This is a genomic window from Urbifossiella limnaea, assembly GCF_007747215.1.
In the GTDB taxonomy this organism is placed as follows: Bacteria; Planctomycetota; Planctomycetia; order Gemmatales; family Gemmataceae; genus Urbifossiella; species Urbifossiella limnaea.
In genome coordinates, this window is sequence record NZ_CP036273.1 from 5,026,316 (window position 1) to 5,042,789 (window position 16,474).

At 70.6% G+C, this 16,474-nt stretch carries 17 protein-coding genes; 9 read left to right on the forward strand and 8 right to left on the reverse strand.

Annotation, left to right across the window (positions count from 1 at the left end):
* Positions 1 to 16: 16 nt before the first annotated feature.
* Positions 17 to 1,969 (reverse strand): YjhG/YagF family D-xylonate dehydratase, encoded by a 1,953-nt coding sequence (locus tag ETAA1_RS20485; protein ID WP_145241747.1) that lies wholly within the window; start codon positions 1,967 to 1,969, stop codon positions 17 to 19.
* Positions 1,970 to 2,211: 242 nt separating this feature from the next.
* Between ETAA1_RS20485 and ETAA1_RS20490 the strand changes: the two genes are divergently transcribed.
* Entirely contained in the window at positions 2,212 to 3,369 is a 1,158-nt protein-coding gene (locus ETAA1_RS20490; RefSeq protein WP_145241749.1) for an aldose epimerase family protein, read from the forward strand.
* A 67-nt stretch (positions 3,370 to 3,436) separates the two neighbouring features.
* Here ETAA1_RS20490 and ETAA1_RS20495 read toward each other — a convergent pair whose 3' ends face one another.
* Positions 3,437 to 3,856: a hypothetical protein gene (locus ETAA1_RS20495; protein WP_145241751.1), complete on the reverse strand. Its 420-nt coding sequence runs from the start codon at positions 3,854 to 3,856 to the stop codon at positions 3,437 to 3,439.
* A gap of 111 nt (positions 3,857 to 3,967) precedes the next feature.
* Positions 3,968 to 4,282, reverse strand: a complete 315-nt coding sequence (locus ETAA1_RS20500) for a Dabb family protein (protein ID WP_145241753.1) — start codon at positions 4,280 to 4,282, stop codon at positions 3,968 to 3,970.
* A gap of 75 nt (positions 4,283 to 4,357) precedes the next feature.
* On the opposite strand from ETAA1_RS20500, the gene ETAA1_RS20505 reads away from it, so the two are divergent.
* From ETAA1_RS20505 to ETAA1_RS20530, 6 genes are all read left to right on the forward strand, one after another.
* On the forward strand, positions 4,358 to 5,077 hold the full coding sequence (locus ETAA1_RS20505) for a lipoate--protein ligase family protein (RefSeq protein WP_145241755.1): 720 nt from the start codon (positions 4,358 to 4,360) through the stop codon (positions 5,075 to 5,077).
* A gap of 117 nt (positions 5,078 to 5,194) precedes the next feature.
* Positions 5,195 to 6,172: an AAA family ATPase gene (locus ETAA1_RS20510; protein ID WP_145241757.1), complete on the forward strand. Its 978-nt coding sequence runs from the start codon at positions 5,195 to 5,197 to the stop codon at positions 6,170 to 6,172.
* A 100-nt stretch (positions 6,173 to 6,272) separates the two neighbouring features.
* Positions 6,273 to 7,637 carry a prolipoprotein diacylglyceryl transferase family protein gene (locus ETAA1_RS20515; RefSeq protein ID WP_145241759.1) on the forward strand — a complete coding sequence of 455 codons (1,365 nt, stop codon included), beginning with the start codon at positions 6,273 to 6,275 and terminating at the stop codon, positions 7,635 to 7,637.
* A gap of 173 nt (positions 7,638 to 7,810) precedes the next feature.
* On the forward strand, positions 7,811 to 8,587 hold the full coding sequence (locus ETAA1_RS20520; protein ID WP_145241761.1) for a TIGR03009 domain-containing protein: 777 nt from the start codon (positions 7,811 to 7,813) through the stop codon (positions 8,585 to 8,587).
* 138 nt (positions 8,588 to 8,725) lie between these two features.
* Positions 8,726 to 9,454 (forward strand): hypothetical protein, encoded by a 729-nt coding sequence (locus ETAA1_RS32230; protein ID WP_202920292.1) that lies wholly within the window; start codon positions 8,726 to 8,728, stop codon positions 9,452 to 9,454.
* 79 nt (positions 9,455 to 9,533) lie between these two features.
* Entirely contained in the window at positions 9,534 to 9,908 is a 375-nt protein-coding gene (locus ETAA1_RS20530) for a DUF4190 domain-containing protein (RefSeq protein WP_202920293.1), read from the forward strand.
* A gap of 14 nt (positions 9,909 to 9,922) precedes the next feature.
* Here ETAA1_RS20530 and ETAA1_RS20535 read toward each other — a convergent pair whose 3' ends face one another.
* The 4 genes from ETAA1_RS20535 to ETAA1_RS20550 all read right to left on the reverse strand — a co-directional run bounded on the left by ETAA1_RS20535 (position 9,923) and on the right by ETAA1_RS20550 (position 13,929).
* Positions 9,923 to 11,074, reverse strand: coding sequence for an FAD-dependent monooxygenase (locus ETAA1_RS20535; protein WP_145241769.1), 1,152 nt, complete (start codon positions 11,072 to 11,074; stop codon positions 9,923 to 9,925).
* A 1-nt stretch (position 11,075) separates the two neighbouring features.
* The gene (locus ETAA1_RS20540; protein ID WP_145241771.1) at positions 11,076 to 12,110 is read right to left on the reverse strand and encodes a zinc-dependent alcohol dehydrogenase; all 1,035 of its coding nucleotides are present in this window, start codon (positions 12,108 to 12,110) and stop codon (positions 11,076 to 11,078) included.
* A gap of 96 nt (positions 12,111 to 12,206) precedes the next feature.
* A complete protein-coding gene (locus ETAA1_RS20545; RefSeq protein ID WP_145241773.1) occupies positions 12,207 to 12,596 on the reverse strand; it encodes a PDZ domain-containing protein in 390 nt (129 codons plus the stop codon).
* A 112-nt stretch (positions 12,597 to 12,708) separates the two neighbouring features.
* Positions 12,709 to 13,929, reverse strand: a complete 1,221-nt coding sequence (locus tag ETAA1_RS20550) for a Tm-1-like ATP-binding domain-containing protein (RefSeq protein ID WP_145241775.1) — start codon at positions 13,927 to 13,929, stop codon at positions 12,709 to 12,711.
* Between the two features lie 74 nt (positions 13,930 to 14,003).
* Between ETAA1_RS20550 and ETAA1_RS20555 the strand changes: the two genes are divergently transcribed.
* Both ETAA1_RS20555 and ETAA1_RS20560 read left to right on the forward strand, forming a co-directional pair.
* Positions 14,004 to 14,432 carry a hypothetical protein gene (locus ETAA1_RS20555; RefSeq protein WP_145241777.1) on the forward strand — a complete coding sequence of 143 codons (429 nt, stop codon included), beginning with the start codon at positions 14,004 to 14,006 and terminating at the stop codon, positions 14,430 to 14,432.
* 15 nt (positions 14,433 to 14,447) lie between these two features.
* Positions 14,448 to 15,272 carry a phosphoenolpyruvate hydrolase family protein gene (locus tag ETAA1_RS20560; RefSeq protein ID WP_145241779.1) on the forward strand — a complete coding sequence of 275 codons (825 nt, stop codon included), beginning with the start codon at positions 14,448 to 14,450 and terminating at the stop codon, positions 15,270 to 15,272.
* 6 nt (positions 15,273 to 15,278) lie between these two features.
* Here the strand turns inward: ETAA1_RS20560 and ETAA1_RS20565 are convergent, their stop codons facing one another.
* Positions 15,279 to 16,466, reverse strand: a complete 1,188-nt coding sequence (locus ETAA1_RS20565; RefSeq protein WP_145241781.1) for a hypothetical protein — start codon at positions 16,464 to 16,466, stop codon at positions 15,279 to 15,281.
* Positions 16,467 to 16,474 lie beyond the last annotated feature (8 nt).

Here is a 16,474-nt window from a genome sequence, read left to right on the forward strand (position 1 = left end):
TCCCAGTGTTCTGATCTCACCGCAGTCGCTCCGCGATCATGTCCACGTCGTACACGCAGCCACCCCAGACACCGCCGCTGGCGTTCTGCAGCAGCGCCCACAGCCGCGTGTCCGCGGGCAGTTGCGGGTCGGGGGCCAGGTCCTCGCGCGGCGGGCGCACGGCCAGTTCGGCGGTGCCCCAGTCGGGGCCGTGCTCGCCGGTCGCGTCGCCGACCAGGTCGATGTGACCGGCCAGCGTGTTGCGGTCGATCACGATGCGAACAATGTCTCCGTCGCGCAGGCGGCCGATCGGGCCGCCGGCCAGTGCCTCCGGCGACACGTGGCCGACGCACGCCCCGGTGCTCACGCCGCTGAAGCGGGCGTCCGTCAGCACTGCGACGTGCTTCCCCCACGGGAGGAATTTCAGGGCGCTCGTCACCTGGTACGTCTCCTCCATGCCGCTCCCCATCGGGCCACGGGCGCACAGCACCAGCACGTCGCCGGCCTGCACTCGCTTCGGGCCGTCGCCCTTGATCGCCGCGATCGCCGCCTTTTCGGTCGTGAACACCTTCGCCGGGCCGGTCTTGCGGTACACGCCGTCGGCGTCCACGACCGACGGGTCGATCGACGTGGACTTGATGACCGACCCGTGCGGCGCCAGGTTGCCGAACGGGAACGTCAGGGCGCTCGTCAGCCCCCGCGCCTTCGCTTGCGTCAGCGACATGATGACCGTGTCGGGGTCGACGCCGTCGCGCTCCCGCAGCATGGCCCGCACGCGCTGCCGGCGCTCGGACTTCTCCCACCACTCGAGTACGGCCCCGAGCGGCTCGCCGGTCGCGGTGAGGGCGTCGAGCGCGAGCAGGCCGAGTTCGCGCAGGTGCAACATGACTTCGGGCACGCCGCCGGCCAGGAAGACGCGCACCGTCGGGTGACCGATCGGTCCGTTCGGCAGTGCATCCACCAGCCGCGGGACGGCCCGCGCGAAGTGCGTCCAGTCGGCGACGGTCGGCCGCGTCACGCCGGCGTGGAAGGCGATGGCGGGGGTGTGGAGCAGCAGGTTCGTGCTACCGCCGAACGCGGCGAACACCGCCAGCGCGTTGCGGAACGCGCCATCCGTCAGGACGTGCTTCGTGTGGATGCCGCGGTTCGCACGGTGGAGCAGCGCCGTCGCGGACCGCTTCGCCATGTCGAGCCAGATGGGCTGACCCGACGGCGACAGCGCCGAGTGCGGCAGCGACAGGCCCAGCGCCTCGCCGATCACCTGGGACGTGGCCGCGGTGCCGAGGAACTGGCAGCCGCCGCCGGGGCTCGCGCAGGCGTGGCAGCCGGCTTCCGCGGCCTGCTCCAGCGTGATCTCGCCGTGCGCGAAGCGGGCGCCGATCGTCTGCACCTTCCCGGTATCCTCGGTGCCCGTCTCGCCGGCCAGCATCACGCCGCCGGGGACGAGCATCGTCGGGAAGTCGTGCTGGCTCGCCAGCGCCATCATCATCGCCGGCAGCCCCTTGTCGCAGGTGGCGACGCCGAGCACGCCGGCCCGCGTCGGCAGGCTGCGCATCAGGCGGCGCATCACCATCGCGGCGTCGTTGCGGAACGGCAGGCTGTCGTACATCCCCGGCGTGCCCTGGGTGCGGCCGTCGCACGGGTCGGTGACGGCGCCCGCGAACGGCACGCAGCCGAGCCGGGCCAACTCCTGCGCGGCCGCCTTCACGAGCAGCCCCACCTCCCAGTGACCGCTGTGGAAGCCGAGCGCAACGGGCGAGCCGTCTTCCGCCCGCAACCCGCCGTGGGTGGACAGGATGAGGAACTCCTTGCCGCCGAGGCGGTCGGGGTTCCAGCCCATGCCGACGTTCTGCGTCCACCCGAACAGGTCGCCGCTCGGGGCGTGGCGGAGCAGGTCCGCTGTCAGCGGCAGGTGCCCGGCCGGGCCGCGGGTGGTGGTGACGATGTCGTAGGCGGCGGCGTCGGCCGGTTCTAGCAGGTCATGGGGCATGGCAGAAATCCGAAAGCAGGATGGCCACAAAAAGGCACGAAAAGACACAAAAAGTGAACCAAGACAATACACGGTTCGATTCTTGGCTCGGTCCAACTTTTTGTGTCTTTTCGTGCCTTTTTGTGGCCATTGTTCTGGTTGGGTTCTGTGCCTAGTATCGTGATTCGGCCCCGCGGGCGGTAGCTTTCCCGGCGGGGCGCGGGCGCATATCGTGTCGTCACCTGCTCCCCCGGAGGCTCCCCATGCGCTTCGCTCTCCCCTTCGCGGCTGTCGCCGCTGTGGTCGCCATGATGCCGCAACCGCTCCCCGCCCAGCCGAAGGGCGCCAAGGCCGGTCCGGCCTTCGACCAGGCGCCGTTCGGCAAGATGCCCGACGGCACGGCCGTCACCGGGTTCACGCTCGTCAACCGCAACGGCGTCACCGTGCAGGCCATCGAGTACGGCGCCATCGTCACGTCGATCCGCGTCCCGGACAAGGACGGCAAGCTGGCCGACGTGGCGCTCGGGTTCGACAAGCTGGAGGACTACCTGAAGGGCCACCCGTACTTCGGGTCGAACGCCGGCCGCAGCGCCAACCGCATCGCCAAGGGGAAGTTCAGCATCGACGGCAAGGAGTACACGCTGGCGACGAACAACGGCCCCAACCACCTGCACGGCGGCAAGGCCGGGTTCGACAAGAAGCTGTGGCGCGGCGAGCCGTTCCTCGGCGCGACCGGCCCCGGGGTGAAGTTCACCTACCGCAGCCCGGACAAGGAAGAAGGCTACCCCGGAAACCTCTCCGTCACCATGAGCTACACGCTGACGGACAACAACGAGCTGGTGGTGGACTACCGGGCGACGACGGACCAGCCGACGCTCTGCAACCTGGCGCACCACAGCTACTTCAACCTGGCCGGGCACGACAGCGGCGACATCCTCGGCCATCAGTTCCAGGCGATGGCGAAGAACTACACCCCCGCCGACGACACGCTCATCCCCACGGGCAAGATCGCGCCCGTCGCGGGGACGCCGTTCGACTTCACGGCGCCGAAGGCCATCGGCAAGGACTTGAAGGCCGCCGGCGGCGACCCGGTCGGCTACGACCTGAACTTCGTCCTCGACAAGGGGGCGAGCGATCGGCCGGAGCTGGCGGCGCGGGTGACGGAGCCGAAGACGGGGCGGACGCTGGAGGTGTACTCGACGGAGCCCGGCTTGCAGTTCTACACGGGCAACTTCCTCGACGGCACGAACGTCGGCCGCGGCGGGGCGGTGTACCGGCAGTACGGGGCGTTCTGCCTGGAGCCGCAGAAATTCCCCGACTCGGTGAACAAGCCGGAGTGGAAGGACAAGAGTAACCCGGTGCTGCGGCCCGGCGAGACGTACCGGCAGACGACGGTCTACAAGTTCGGGGTGGCGCGGTGAACTCCGCGAGCGGCCCGCGCGAGCGGGCTGTTGCTGTGCGCACCTGACGCGCCCGGGAACAGCCCGCTCACGCGGGCCGCTCACCCGGTGCGATCTCCTCCCACTCCAGCTCGCGCCCCGCGGCGTAGGTCTCACTGGCGCGGAAGTCGTGCGGCTTCGGCTGCTCGCCGGGGTCGAGGCCGAACGCGTCGAGGTTCAGCCAGAACAGCCCGTTGATGTGGCTGATGCGGGCGTCGTTGATCTTCACCCGCGCCTGCCCCGGCCGCATCTGCACGCGGAACTCGTCCACGCCCGTCAGCCGCAACCGCAGTTGCACCGTCCGCGGCTCCTTCCCCAACTCCGTGATCGCCTCGCGGACGACCAGCCGGAACTCGACCGTCGCGTTCTGCGCGGACGGGTAGCGGACGCGCACGGCGCGGACGCGACCGCCCGGCAGCCGGTAGCGGCGGAGGAAGGTGGTCAGGTCTTGGGGGCGGATCGGCGTCATGGTCGTGCGGCTTGTGTTTCGGGCGAACGGCCGGCGTCAGCCGGCTGGTGGGGGTGGCAAGCGCCTGTACCAGCGACCAGCCGGCTGACGCCGGCCGTTCGCCGGGGGATCTCACACGTAGGAGTCGAACACCCGCACGCCGGCCCACGTCGGCTTGTTCTCCTCGATGAACTTGTTGTGCGTGGCGTCGTCCTGGTAGGCGTCGTGGCTCGCCTTCGTGTCGAACACGAGGTGGAGGCCCACGTCCCAGTCGCGGTCGTTCACCGGGCGGTCGAGTTCCCGGCAACACGGGCCGGCGGCGAAGAACACGATGCCGGGCTGCACGTTCAGGTACTTGTGGCAGGCGTCCACCAGCGCCTGCACGTTCGCCGGGGTCGAGTCCTTGAGCTTGAAGAAGACGTTGTGCGCGAGTCGCGTGGCGGGCATCGGTGGCGGCCTTCGGAGAGAGGGCGTAGGGTGACGGGGTTGGGATACGCCCCGCCCCCGCCCCGTCAACGGCCGATGACCCTCCTCGACCTCACCCTGCCGACCGCCGCCGAGAACCTGGCCCTCGACGAGGCGCTGCTCCTCGCCGCCGAGGACGGCACCGGCGGCGAGGTGCTGCGGCTGTGGACCCAGCCCACGCCGGCGGTGGTCGTGGGGGCCGGCGGGTCGGTGGCGATCGACGTGAACCGGGAGGCCTGCGCCGCGGACGGCGTGCCGGTCGTGCGGCGGTCCAGCGGCGGCGGCACCGTGCTCCTCGACCCGGGCTGCCTCTGTGTGTCGGTGGTACTGCGGACCGACCGGCCCGGCCTCGGGACCATCACCGACGCGACGGCGCTCGTCATGGGCCGGTTACGGGAGGCGGTCCGCGCGGGCATGTCGGACGTCGTCGTCGCCGGCAGCGGCGACCTCGCGGCGGGCGGGCGGAAGCTGGCCGGCAGCGCCCAGCAGCGGAAGCGGACGCACCTGCTCCACCACGCGAGCATCCTCGGCCCGTCGACGGACACCCGCGACCGCATCGCCCGCTACCTCCGCCCGCCGGAACGCGAGCCCGCGTACCGGGTCGGCCGCGACCACCTCGACTTCCTGGCGTGCGTTCTCCGCGCCGACGCGGATCTGCGGCGCGACGTGATCGCCGTATGGGAGCCGGTCGGTGTGTACCCGAACCCGCCGATCGGGCGCGTGCGGGAGTTGGTCGCCGAGAAGTACGGGCGCGACGAGTGGAACCTGCGGCGCTGAACCGCACCCCGAGCCGGCCCCGTCAGGGGTCGGAGCTTTCGCGGCGCCGCAGCCTCCGACCCCTGACGGGGCCGGCTCGGAAGCCGTATACAATTCGTCACGCGCCGCGGAGCGACCATGACAGACGGGGCCACCGACGCCGACCGCCTCCGGGCCGCCCTGGAGCCGTTCTACACCGCCGTCGAGGGCGTTCTGATCGGCCAGCGGCGGCTCCTCGACCGCCTCCTCATCGGCCTCCTCACCGACGGCCACGTCCTCCTCGAAGGCGTACCCGGGCTCGCCAAGACGCTCGCCGTCCGCACCGTCGCCCGGGCGCTCGACCTGTCGTTCAAACGCGTCCAGTTCACGCCCGACCTGCTGCCGGCCGACGTGATCGGCACGCAAATCTACAACCCCCGCACCGGCGAGTTCACCGTCAAGCAGGGGCCGGTGTTCGCCAACGTGGTGCTCGCCGACGAGATCAACCGCGCCCCGGCGAAGGTGCAGAGCGCGCTGCTGGAAGCGATGGCCGAGCGCCAGGTCACCATCGGCGACTCGTCGCTCGAGCTGCCGCGGCCGTTCTTCGTGCTGGCCACGCAGAACCCCGTCGAGCAGGAGGGCACGTACCCGCTGCCCGAGGCGCAGGTCGATCGGTTCATGCTGAAGGTGCTCATCGACTACCCCGGCCGCGCGGACGAACTGGCGATCCTCGACCGCATGGGCGGCGTCGATTCATCCACGGACCTGTCGCCGGTGCTGTCGGCGCCGCAGCTGGAGGGGTTGCGGCGGGCGGCGGATGCCGTGTATGTGGACGCCAAGGTGAAGGGCTATCTGCTGGACGTGGTCCGTGCCACCCGCCACCCCGCCGAGTACGGCCTCGACCTGGCCGGGCTCATTCAACTCGGCGCCAGCCCGCGGGCGACGATCTCGCTCCACCGGGCGGCGAAGGCCCACGCGCTGCTCGCCGGCCGCAACTACGTCGCCCCGGAGGACGTGAAGGCGATGGCCCCCGACGTGCTCCGGCACCGGCTGGTGGTGTCGTTCGAGGCCGAGGCCGAAGACCTGCGCCCGGACCACCTGGTGAAGCAGGTGCTCGACCGGCTGCCGGTGCCCTGAGTATTGATGATTTGCGAGCGAAGATTGATGATTGCCGGGCGGCGGACCACGGCTCGTCAATCATCGACCACAAATCCCCGTTCATCAATCCCGAGAAGTCATGCAGCAAGTCCTGTTCACCATCCCGGTCCTCAAGGGCGTCCTCGACCCGAACGGCCTCCCGGTCGCCGGGTTCGGCGTCATGCTGTTCCTGGCGTTCACCCTCGGCACGTACTGGGGCGTCCGCCGCGGCGGCGCCGCCGGCATGACCGCGGCGCAAATCCAGGACATGTTCCTGTGGGTGGTGCTCGGCGGCCTCACCGGCGCCCGGCTGCTGTACATGTACCAGTTCAGCAACCAGTTCCCCGACCACTCGCCGTGGGCGCTGTTCGTCGCGTTCTTCCAGATCTGGCGCGGCGGCATCGTCTTCTACGGGTCGGCCCTCGGCGGCGCCGCCACCTACGGCCTCTTCTACTGGTTCGTGCTGCGCCGCCTCCGCGTCAACACGTGGGCGCTGGCCGACGCCGTCGCCCCCATCCTGGCGCTCGGACTGGCGATCGGCCGCGTCGGCTGCTACCTGAACGGCTGCTGCTGGGGGCAGGTCGCCGTCGAGGAGGTGGCCCCGGTGCCGCTCGGCGGCGCGCACTTCCCGCTGATGCCGGCCCACTGCCGCGACCAACTCGTTCGCGACGACCACCTGCAAACGTCCACCGGCTTCGCCCTCTACCCGCGGGAGCGCGGCGCCGGCGCCGACCCGCGCTCCCGCGTGCTGGTGGTCGAGCCCGGCTCCCCCGCCGCGGAGGCGGGGTTGAAGGCCGGCGACCGCATCGTGAAGGTCAACGGCCAGCCGAACGGCGTGATCCTTGAGGTGCTCGGCGGGAACGCGGAAGACGTGGCCGGGGCACTGGCGAAGCACCGCGGCGAGGTGATGCCGGCGACGGACAAGCGGCCGCCGGCGGCGTACTTCGCCGAGTTCGAGGACTACGTTCAGGCCGTCCTCGCCGTCCCGCCGGCGGGTGTGACGTATGTGCCGAACGACGTGCTCGGCGAGCTCGCTCGCGACTGGCCGCGCGGCCGGCACGACCTGACGCTGGCCGTCCGCCGCGGCACCGAGACGGTGGAACTCGCGCCGTTCGTGCCGCGCTCGGTCGGGCTCTACCCGACGCAGTTGTACGAGACGGTTAGCATGGTCTTGCTGATCGGCTTCCTGCTGACGTACCACCCGTTCCGCCGGCACGACGGGCAGTTGATGGTGCTTCTGATGGCGTGCTACGCCGTCCACCGGTTCGTGAACGAGTCGCTGCGGGTGGAGCCGACCTACGCCCTCGGTCTGACGTTGTCGCAGTGGGTGAGCGTCGGCATCCTTACGGCGGCGGTGGGGATGGAAACGTACCTGTGGCGGACGAAGCCGAGCCGGTGGAAGCCGGAACCGCTGCCGCCGCCGGAGGTTCCGCCCGCTGCACCGCCGGGCGTCGTTCCAACATAGTTTCTTCCAGCTGACTCAGTGCTTCTTGGGGCGGGGTCCCTCCCTTCCGTGGAACCAAGTGCAGCCGCCCGAACGTCACCCGGGGTTGCCCGGTTTCCGCCGGGGCGGTACAAGGGCGCAACTCCGGGCCGGCCGGGCGTTCCCGGGCAGCCCCACGTACAGGAGTCGCACCCATGCGCCGCCTCGGCCCCACCCTGGCCGCGTTCGTCACCGCCGCCGCCACCGTCCTCGCACAGCCGGTCCCCGGCCAGCCGCTGCAGCCGCAGCCGGCCACGCCGAACCCGCGCCTCACCCAGCACCTCGACGGGTGGGAGCGGACGATGGGGGCGCTCGTGAACTACGGGGCCGAGTTCGAGCTGACGAAGAAGAACTCGGTGTTCCCGACGCCGCGGACGTACAGCGGCAGCGTGCTGTGCATGAAGCCGAACTTCGCCCTGCTGGCCATCCAGGGGAAGGCGGACAAGAACGACTACGAGGCGTTCCTGAGCAACGGCAAGTCGGTGTACCACTTCGACACGCCGAAGAAGACCGTGACCGAGTTCAAGCTGAACGCCGCCGGCGCGGCCGACAACCTGATGCTCGAGTTCCTCGGCGGCATGAAGGCGGCTGCCGCCCAGCAGCGGTTCCAGATCACCGTCGTCGGTGACGACCCGACGAAGGACCCGAACTACGTGGTGCTGCGGATTCAGCCGCTGCGGGCCCGCGACAAGCAGGAGTTCGTGGACGCCCGGATGGCGCTGCTGGCGCCGACGAACGTGGCGAAGTTGCCGGCGTACCTTCCGGCCGTCGTGTGGCTCCAGCACCCGAACGGCGACGAGGAGACGTGGACGCTGAAGAACCACAAGACGAACCAGACCGGCGTCGGGCCGGAGTTGTTCCAGTTCAAGGCGATCCCCGGCTGGCAGGTGCAGCAGGCGCCGGCCCCGCCGCCGCCCGGCGCCCCGCGGTAAGCCGGTCCACCGCCCACCCGTTGCGGCGGGTGGGCGAAGCCTGCCATTTCTCACCACATCCTCACCCTTGTCGCGTACCCTGAGGGCGAACCGGCGGCCGCGGGCCGCCGCGATTCCGTTCTCCTTGGGGGGTGTCCCATGCGGACCATGCGGTGGCCGTTGGTTGCGTTCCTGACGGGCGCGATGGTGGTGATGGTGTCGGCCCAGCAGCCGGGCGGCCGGCAGGGCGGCGGCAAGGGCGGCCTGACGGCGCAGGTGCTCACCAACGCCGCCCTCCAGGAGGAGCTGAAGGTCACCGAGGACCAGAAGGCCAAGCTCAAGGCCCACAGCGAGAAGTCGCTGGCCAGCATGAAGGACCGGTTCAAGGACGCCGGCGGTGACAAGGAGAAGTTCGGCACCATCTTCGCCGAGATCCAGGCCGAGACCGCCAAGGTCGTGAACGAGACGCTGACCGCCGCCCAGAAGACCCGCCTGAAGCAGGTCGAGCGGCAGGTCGCGGGCGTGCGGGCGTTCAGCAACGATGAGCTGACTGCCGACCTGAAGCTCGAGGACGCCCAGAAGACCAAGATCAAGGGGATCCTCGAGGAGTACGCCAAGGACAGCAAGGAACTCGGGTTCGGCGGGTTCGGCAAGGGCGGGTTCGACAAGGAGAAGGCCGCCGAGGCCGCCAAGAAGCGCGAGAAGCTCGAGAAGGGCGCTCTCGCCGACATCACCGACGTGCTCAACGACTCCCAGCGGAAGGCCTGGATGGACCTGAGCGGCACCCCGGTGGCCGACATCGCCAAGCTCCGCGCCGGCCAGTTCGGCGGGTTCGGTGGCGCCGGCGGGGCGTTCGGCAAGGGGAAGCAGCAGAAGAAGATCGACTGAGTTCGTACACTCCCCGAGTGTCGCGCCGGCCCGCGGGCACCCCGCGGGCCGGTTCCGTTTTCCCACCGGGAGCCCACCCGTGCCCGACCCGGACGACGACTACGACGACGCCCCCCCGCGTCGGCGTCCCCGCCGTGATTACGAGGAGGACGACGACAATCCCGACGACCGCCCGCGCCGCCGGCGCCGCCCGCCGCCGACGGACGACGGGTTGCAGTACGTGGTGCCGGTGAACACGAACGTGCTGGCGATTTTGGCCGGCTACGCCGGGCTGGTGTCGCTGCTGTGCTTCCCGGCCCCGTTCGCGCTGCTACTCGGCATCCTGGCGCTGAGGCAACTCAAGCGGAACCCGGGCCAGCACGGCAAGGGGCGGGCGATCTTCGGGATCGTGATGGGGGTGTTGTTCACGCTACTCGGGCTGACGGCAGTCGTGGCAGCGGCGTTTGCGAAGTAACCGTGGGCGCCGCGTCAGAGCGGCCCCACGTCGAACGCCGCGTGCTTCGGCAGTTGGCGTTTGCCGACCAGTGGGAAGAGCAGCCCGAATACCCCGTCGCGCAATCGGCACGCCAGCGGGCTCTCCCACTGTGCGACCGATCCGAACCGCCACGACTCGTTCGTGATCGCCGCAGTCCGCTTGAAGCGCTCGGCGGTAAATCCCTCCCACGCCGCCGCGGGCGTCGCCGCCGCGCGGACGCGCCGGGCCAGCACCACGGCGTCCTCGATCGCCATGCACCCGCCCTGGCCGAAGTTCGGCGTCGTGGGGTGGGCCGCGTCGCCGACGAGCCCAACCCGGCCGACGTGCCACGGCTTCGCCGGCGGGCGGTCGAGGATGTCGTTCCGAATCACCCGATCGGCCGGGGTCGAGTCCACCAACTCTTCCACCGGTGCGGCCCACCCGCGAAAAGCGTTGAGCACCGCGGACCGCTCGTCGGCGGCGTGTTCGCCCGTAGGCGCGTTCAGAACGGCGAACCAGTACACACGGTCGCCGGGTAGCGTGGTGATGCCGAAGCGCCGACCCCGCCCCCACCACTCTCCGAGGTAGCCGGGCGCGACTGCCGCAGGCCGCGGGCCGACCCCACGCCAGCAGGTGTGCCCGGCGTAGCGAGGGGGCTGTGGGCCGAAGAGTGCGGCCCGCACCGCCGAGTTCAGCCCGTCCGCCCCGACCACGAGATCGGCGGTGTCGGCGTGGCCGTTCTTGAACCGCACCGTCGCGCCACGGTCGTCCTGCTCGACCCCGACGCACTCGAAGCCGTAACGGGTGACGCCGGAGGGGAGCCGCGCCGCAAGGACCGCGACGAGTTCTGCCCGGTGAACCATCGCGACGAACGGGCGGACGGCGTACTGTTGCTCGAAGTATTCGGCCGAGAGCGTGAGCTGAACCTTGAATCCGTCACAGGCGCGCATTTCGGACTGCCGCATCGGCAGCGACACCGCTCGGACGGCGTCGCCGGCGCCCAGGTAGTCAAGCGCCCGGAGTGCGTTGGCCCACAGGCTGATGCCGGCCCCGACTTCACGCAACTCCGGGGCGCGCTCGTAGACGACGACCTCGAAGCCGACCTGCCGCAGCGCAAGGGCCACAGCCAACCCGCCGATCCCGGACCCGACGATCAGGACACGCACGTCACACCCACTTCATCAGCACGCCGAGGTAGTTGTCCTTGTCCTTCAGCAGCCCCTCGTAGGCGTCGCCGAGTTGCTCGGGCGTGATAGTGTGCGTCACCAGCCCCGCGAGGCTCAACCGCCCGGCGGCGAGCTGGCGCAACAGCCACGTCTGGGCCTTGTTGATGTCCCACGCACCGGCTAGCCGCGTGTGCGCCGGCTCGAACAGCATGTTCCCGTGCGCGCCGGTCACCTCGATGTAGCGGCGGTGCAGGTCGTCATAGAAGTTCACCTCCTTCGCCTTCCCGCGCGGACTGCCGACCACCACCACCTGCCCGGCGTCGCAGGCCAGCGACATCGCCACAGGGATGGCGTCCGGCACGCCCGTCGCGTCGGCGATCAGCTCGGCCCCGCGCGTACCCAGGAAGGCGTTCAACTGCTCCTTCGCGTCGCCGGCCGACGGGTCGATGACGTGATCCGCACCCGCCGCCTTCGCGGCGTCGCGTCGCATCTTCACGGCGTCGATGCCGACGACGGGTGACGCGCCGGCGGCGAGGAGGCAGCGGAGGGCGAACTGGCCGATGATGCCGAGGCCGAGCACGGCGGCGCTGCGGCCGAGCGTGAGGCCGGCCCGCACCGACGCGCCGAGGCCGTACCGGGCGATGACCGCGGCTGCGGCCTTCTCGAACGTCAGGTCGTCGGGCATCTTCCACACCCGGCAGCGCTCGTGGCCGACGGTCAGCAGTTCGGCCGAGGCGTGGTTGCCGGGGTAGCTGACGCGGTCGCCTTCCTTCAATCCGCCGGGAAAGTCCTTGCCGACTTTCAGGACGCGGCCGGCGGCCGAGTACCCGGAGCGGAACGGGAACTTCCAGTCCGGCAGGTTCGGGTCCTTCAGCCACTGGTGGGTGCCGGTGTAGACGGCCAGCTCGGTGCCGGCGCTGATCGCGGAGTATTCCGCGGCGATGAGGATCTGGGTCGGCCCCGGGTCGGCGATGTCCACCTCGCGGACGGTGGTCTTGAACGGCTCGGTGATGACGGCCTGACGGGCGCGGACCATTGGCGTTGCTCGCGAGAACGGCGGACGGATGTGGCGAATTCTAGCGGCGCGGAAGTGCGTGGCGAGCCGCCCGCCGTGGGGCGGCTCGCCCGGGCGTCAGTCGTTCGGGAAGCGCGGCAGCACGAGGTCGTTCCGCAGCGACTCGAACTCCGCGGGCCGCGGCACCAGGCGAAGCCGGAAGACCTGTTTGCGGCCGTCGCGCTCGACCTCGACTTCCAGCAGGGCGCCGGGGCGGTACGTCTGAACGTGGCTGAACACCTGATTGAAGTGTGTGGGCTCCATGCTGCCGACGCGGACGATGCGGTCGCCGACCTTCATGCCCGCCCGCGCGGCCGGCAGGTTCGGGTACACCTGGGTGATGACGCAACTGGTGGTGTCGGCCATGACGCCCATCACCGGCGGCCCGGCCGGGTTGGGCGGCGGCGCAGCCGGGACCGGGGCGGCGGGCGCGAGCGTCGTCAGGAGCAGGATCGGGGTGGCAAACACAAACGAACCCTCCACATCGCGGCGGACACCCGCCGGGTATGACGGCGTGGAGAACGGGTGTCAAGGACACTGTAACGCACGGAAGGTGGCGGGGGTTAGCGAAAATGGGGCGTCACCCGCGGGCGGCCAGCATCGCCAGGAGCTTCCCCGCGCACGCCGCCGCGAACGCCGGGTCGTTGATGTGCTCGTCGCGTTCGACCAGATCCACCTCAGGTCCCGTATCAGCCCGGATGGCCGCGAACAACGCCTCGTCTGCCTCCGGCCACCAGAACGGCTTCCCCTGCGCGTCGATGGCCGAGACGCCGCGCAGCGGCAGCATCACCGTCGTCGGTCCGGTCGCCGCGGCCGCCTTTCGCGCCAGCTCGGTGCCGAGCGCGGCGTTCTCCGCGGGCGTGGTCCGCATCAGCGTGACGTTCGGGTTATGGCGGTAGAAGCGGCGGTCGGCGTAGCGCGGCGGTGTCGTGTCCGGCGGGCCGAAGTTCACCATGTCCAGCGCCCCGACCGAGATCACTTGCGGAACCCCCGCGGCCCCCGCTGCCGTGAGCCGGTCCGGCCCCGCGCTCAGGACGCCGCCGGCGAGTTCGTCGGCGAGTTCGGTCGTGGTGATGTCGAGGACGCCGGCGACGAGGCCGTCGCGGATCAGCCCCTCCATCGTCCGCCCGCCGGTGCCGGTGGCGTGGAAGACGAGCACCTCGTACCCGGCCGCCTCCAGAATGCCGCGGGCCGCCTCGACGCACGGCGTCGTGACGCCGAACATCGTCGCAGCGATGACCGGTTTCGAGTTTCGAACTTCGAGCTTCGGGTTGATGGCTTCCAGGACCATTCCCGCCATCGCCGCCGCGGCGTTCGCGAGCACGGCCCGACTGATGCGGTTCAGGCCGGCCACGTCCACCACCGAGTGCATCATCGTCACGTCGCGGGTGCCGACGAACGGCGCCACCTGACCGCTCGCCAGCGTGCTGACGACGAGCTTCGGCACGCCCACCGGCAGCGCCCGCATCGCCGCCGCGGCGATCGTCGTTCCGGCGGAGCCACCGAGGCCCAACACGCCGGACAGCTTGCCGTCGCGGTGAAGCTGCACCGCCAATTTGGCCGCCCCGGTCGCCGCTAACGTGACGGCGCGGCCGCGGTCGCCGGCGGCCTTCACTTCGGCGGGGTCGGCACCCGCCGCCGCGAAGACGGCCTCCCGCGTAATGTCCGAGGCGAACGCCGGCGGGCCGAGGACGCCCGCGTCCAGAACGGTGACGGACACGCCGGCTGCGAGTAGTCGGTCGCGGACGAACGCGGTCTCGGCGCCCTTCGTGTCGAGGGTGCCGATCAGGAGGACGGGCATGCGGCGACCCCGGGGAGAATTGTGAGTTATGCTACGGCAATACCCGGTCGCCCAGCCAGAGCCTCCCGCGCGCCATGCACCCGCTGCTCAAACGGCTTCTCACTAACAGCCTGATCGCCGGCTCGCTCCTGGCCGTGATGGGCGTCGGCCTCACCGAGCTGGCACGGATGTGGCTCATCGCCCAGGCACCCGCCCGCGCCGACCCGAACGCCCCCGCCACCCCGGCCGAAGCCGGCACGGACGTGGTCAGCTACCGCATCCCGCTGATGATGGCGACCTACGGGGTCGGCTTCGTCGTGCTCGCCGAGCTGTTCCTGTGGTACGTGCTGAAGCGGCGCCCGAAGCCGCCGGCAGCGCCCGCGCCGCCGCCGCCCGGCCCGGACCCGGCCGAGCAGCTGCTTGAACAGCTGATGCGTGAGGCCGAGGCGAAACAGGCCGCGGCACACTCTACCCCTTCGGAGCCGGTCCCGGAGAATAGCCGAGTCACCCCGACCCTCGGGTAACCCGGGACGCTCTACATGTTCACCCGCGACGAATGCCTGGCCCGCCTGCGGGCGCAGGTGGCCGCCGGCCGGCCGATCATCGGCGGCGGCGCCGGCACCGGCATCTCCGCGAAGTGTGCCGAGCTCGGCGGCATCGACCTCATCATCATCTACAACTCGGGCCGGTTCCGCATGGCCGGCCGCGGCAGCCTCGCCGGCATGATGCCCTACGGCGACGCGAACGCCGTCGTGATGGACATGGCCCGCGAGGTGCTGCCGGTGGTCGAGCGCACGCCCGTGCTCGCCGGCGTGTGCGGCACCGACCCGTTCCGAATCATGCGGAACTTCCTGCGAGACGTGAAGGACGCCGGGTTCAGCGGCGTGCAGAACTTCCCGACGGTCGGCCTGATCGACGGCACCTTCCGCGCCGGCCTGGAAGACACCGGCATGGGCTACGGCAAGGAGGTGGACATGGTGAAGCTGGCCCGCGACATGGGCCTGCTGACGTGCCCCTACGTCTTCACCCCGGAGGAGGCAGTGGCGATGACCCGTGCCGGCGCCGACGTACTCATTCCGCACATGGGCCTGACCACGAAGGGGACAATCGGCGCGAAATCGGCGCTGACGCTGGAGGAGTCGGCGAAGCGGGTGCAGGAGCTAGCCGACGCCGCGCACGCAGAGCGCGCCGACGTGCTGGTGCTGTGCCACGGCGGCCCGATCAGCGAGCCGGCGGACGTGCGCTACGTGTTGGACAACACCCGCGGGATTGTCGGCTTCTTCGGCGCGTCGAGCGTGGAGCGGCTGCCGACGGAGGTGGCCATCACCGGCTGCGTGCGCGAGTTTAAGGGGCTCAAGTTGTGAGCCGGCTTACTTCGCGTCCACGTCCGTGAACGGAACCGGTAGCAGAAAGGCGTGCTGCTCGTAGAGGCTGCTGACGCCGTGCCAGCCGATGTGCTGCGACGTGAAGACCACGCCCACGTAGGCGACCACGACCGGCAGCACGACCAGGCGGCCGAGCCAGCGGAACACGAAGTGCCGCGGCTCGTCGCGCCGGCCGGCGCGGGCGTAGGCCCAGCCCGTCACCAGCCGGGCGGGGAACATGAACGCCAGGAATACGAACCCTTCCAGGAAGATCAGGTCGCGCGGGATGGCCTCGATCTTCAGCAGGTACAGCGGGCTCGCGGCCAGCAGTTGCACCCAGACGGCGAACGCGAACGCCAGCGGCGCCCGGCCGAAGTCGCGGCGCACACTCAGCCACTCGCGGTAGGCGCGGAGTTGGTTGTCGCGCGCGAACCGGGCCTGCAACTGCGGCAGGTACAGCACCACGATCCCGAGCAGCCCCGCTCCCAAGATGCCGAGCAGCGGCAGGCGGTGCCCCGAACCCAGCAGTGCTAGCGGCACCACCAGCCACAGGAACGCCCCAAGGTAGCCGCGCACGCCGAGGCTGAAGTAGTGCCGCAACCGGAGCCGCACGAGCGATCCCCACAGCCGGTCGCGGCAGTCGCTGTACAGGCTGCCCCGCATCAGCTTTAGCCCGAGCCACGGGATGTTCAGCGGGTGGAGGAAGTGCCGCAGCCGCCCGCCGCGGACGAGCGCCCCGGCGACGTGCAGCACGTACACCGCCATCAGCGCCAGTAGTAGCCCTTCCCACAGCCGGACCGGGGTGCCAGCGGGGTCGATGATCCGCGCCGACTCGGCGATTCCCGACACGACGTACAGTGGCACCCACAGTACGCCTGCGCCGAGCGCGGCGCCTCCGAGCCGGGCAGCGGTGCGGACGCCGATGAGGCCGTCACGCAGCCGGCCGGTGCGGGCGACGCGGCCGGTCACTTCGAGGAGGTAGCCGAGGACCAGCACCTGCCCGAGCGGCACGGCCGTGAGCAGCGCCAAACCCAGCGTTAACGTGGCGGCCCCGAACAGCCACTCGGCGACCCGGCCGACCACCCCGAGCGGGTTCGGCGGCTCCGGGGCGACGGCCGCGTCGAACACGTCGAGTTCGGCGTCGAACACCTCGCGGTGGAGCGGGATCGGCTTGAGAGCGGCGACGCGCGTCATGAACGGGG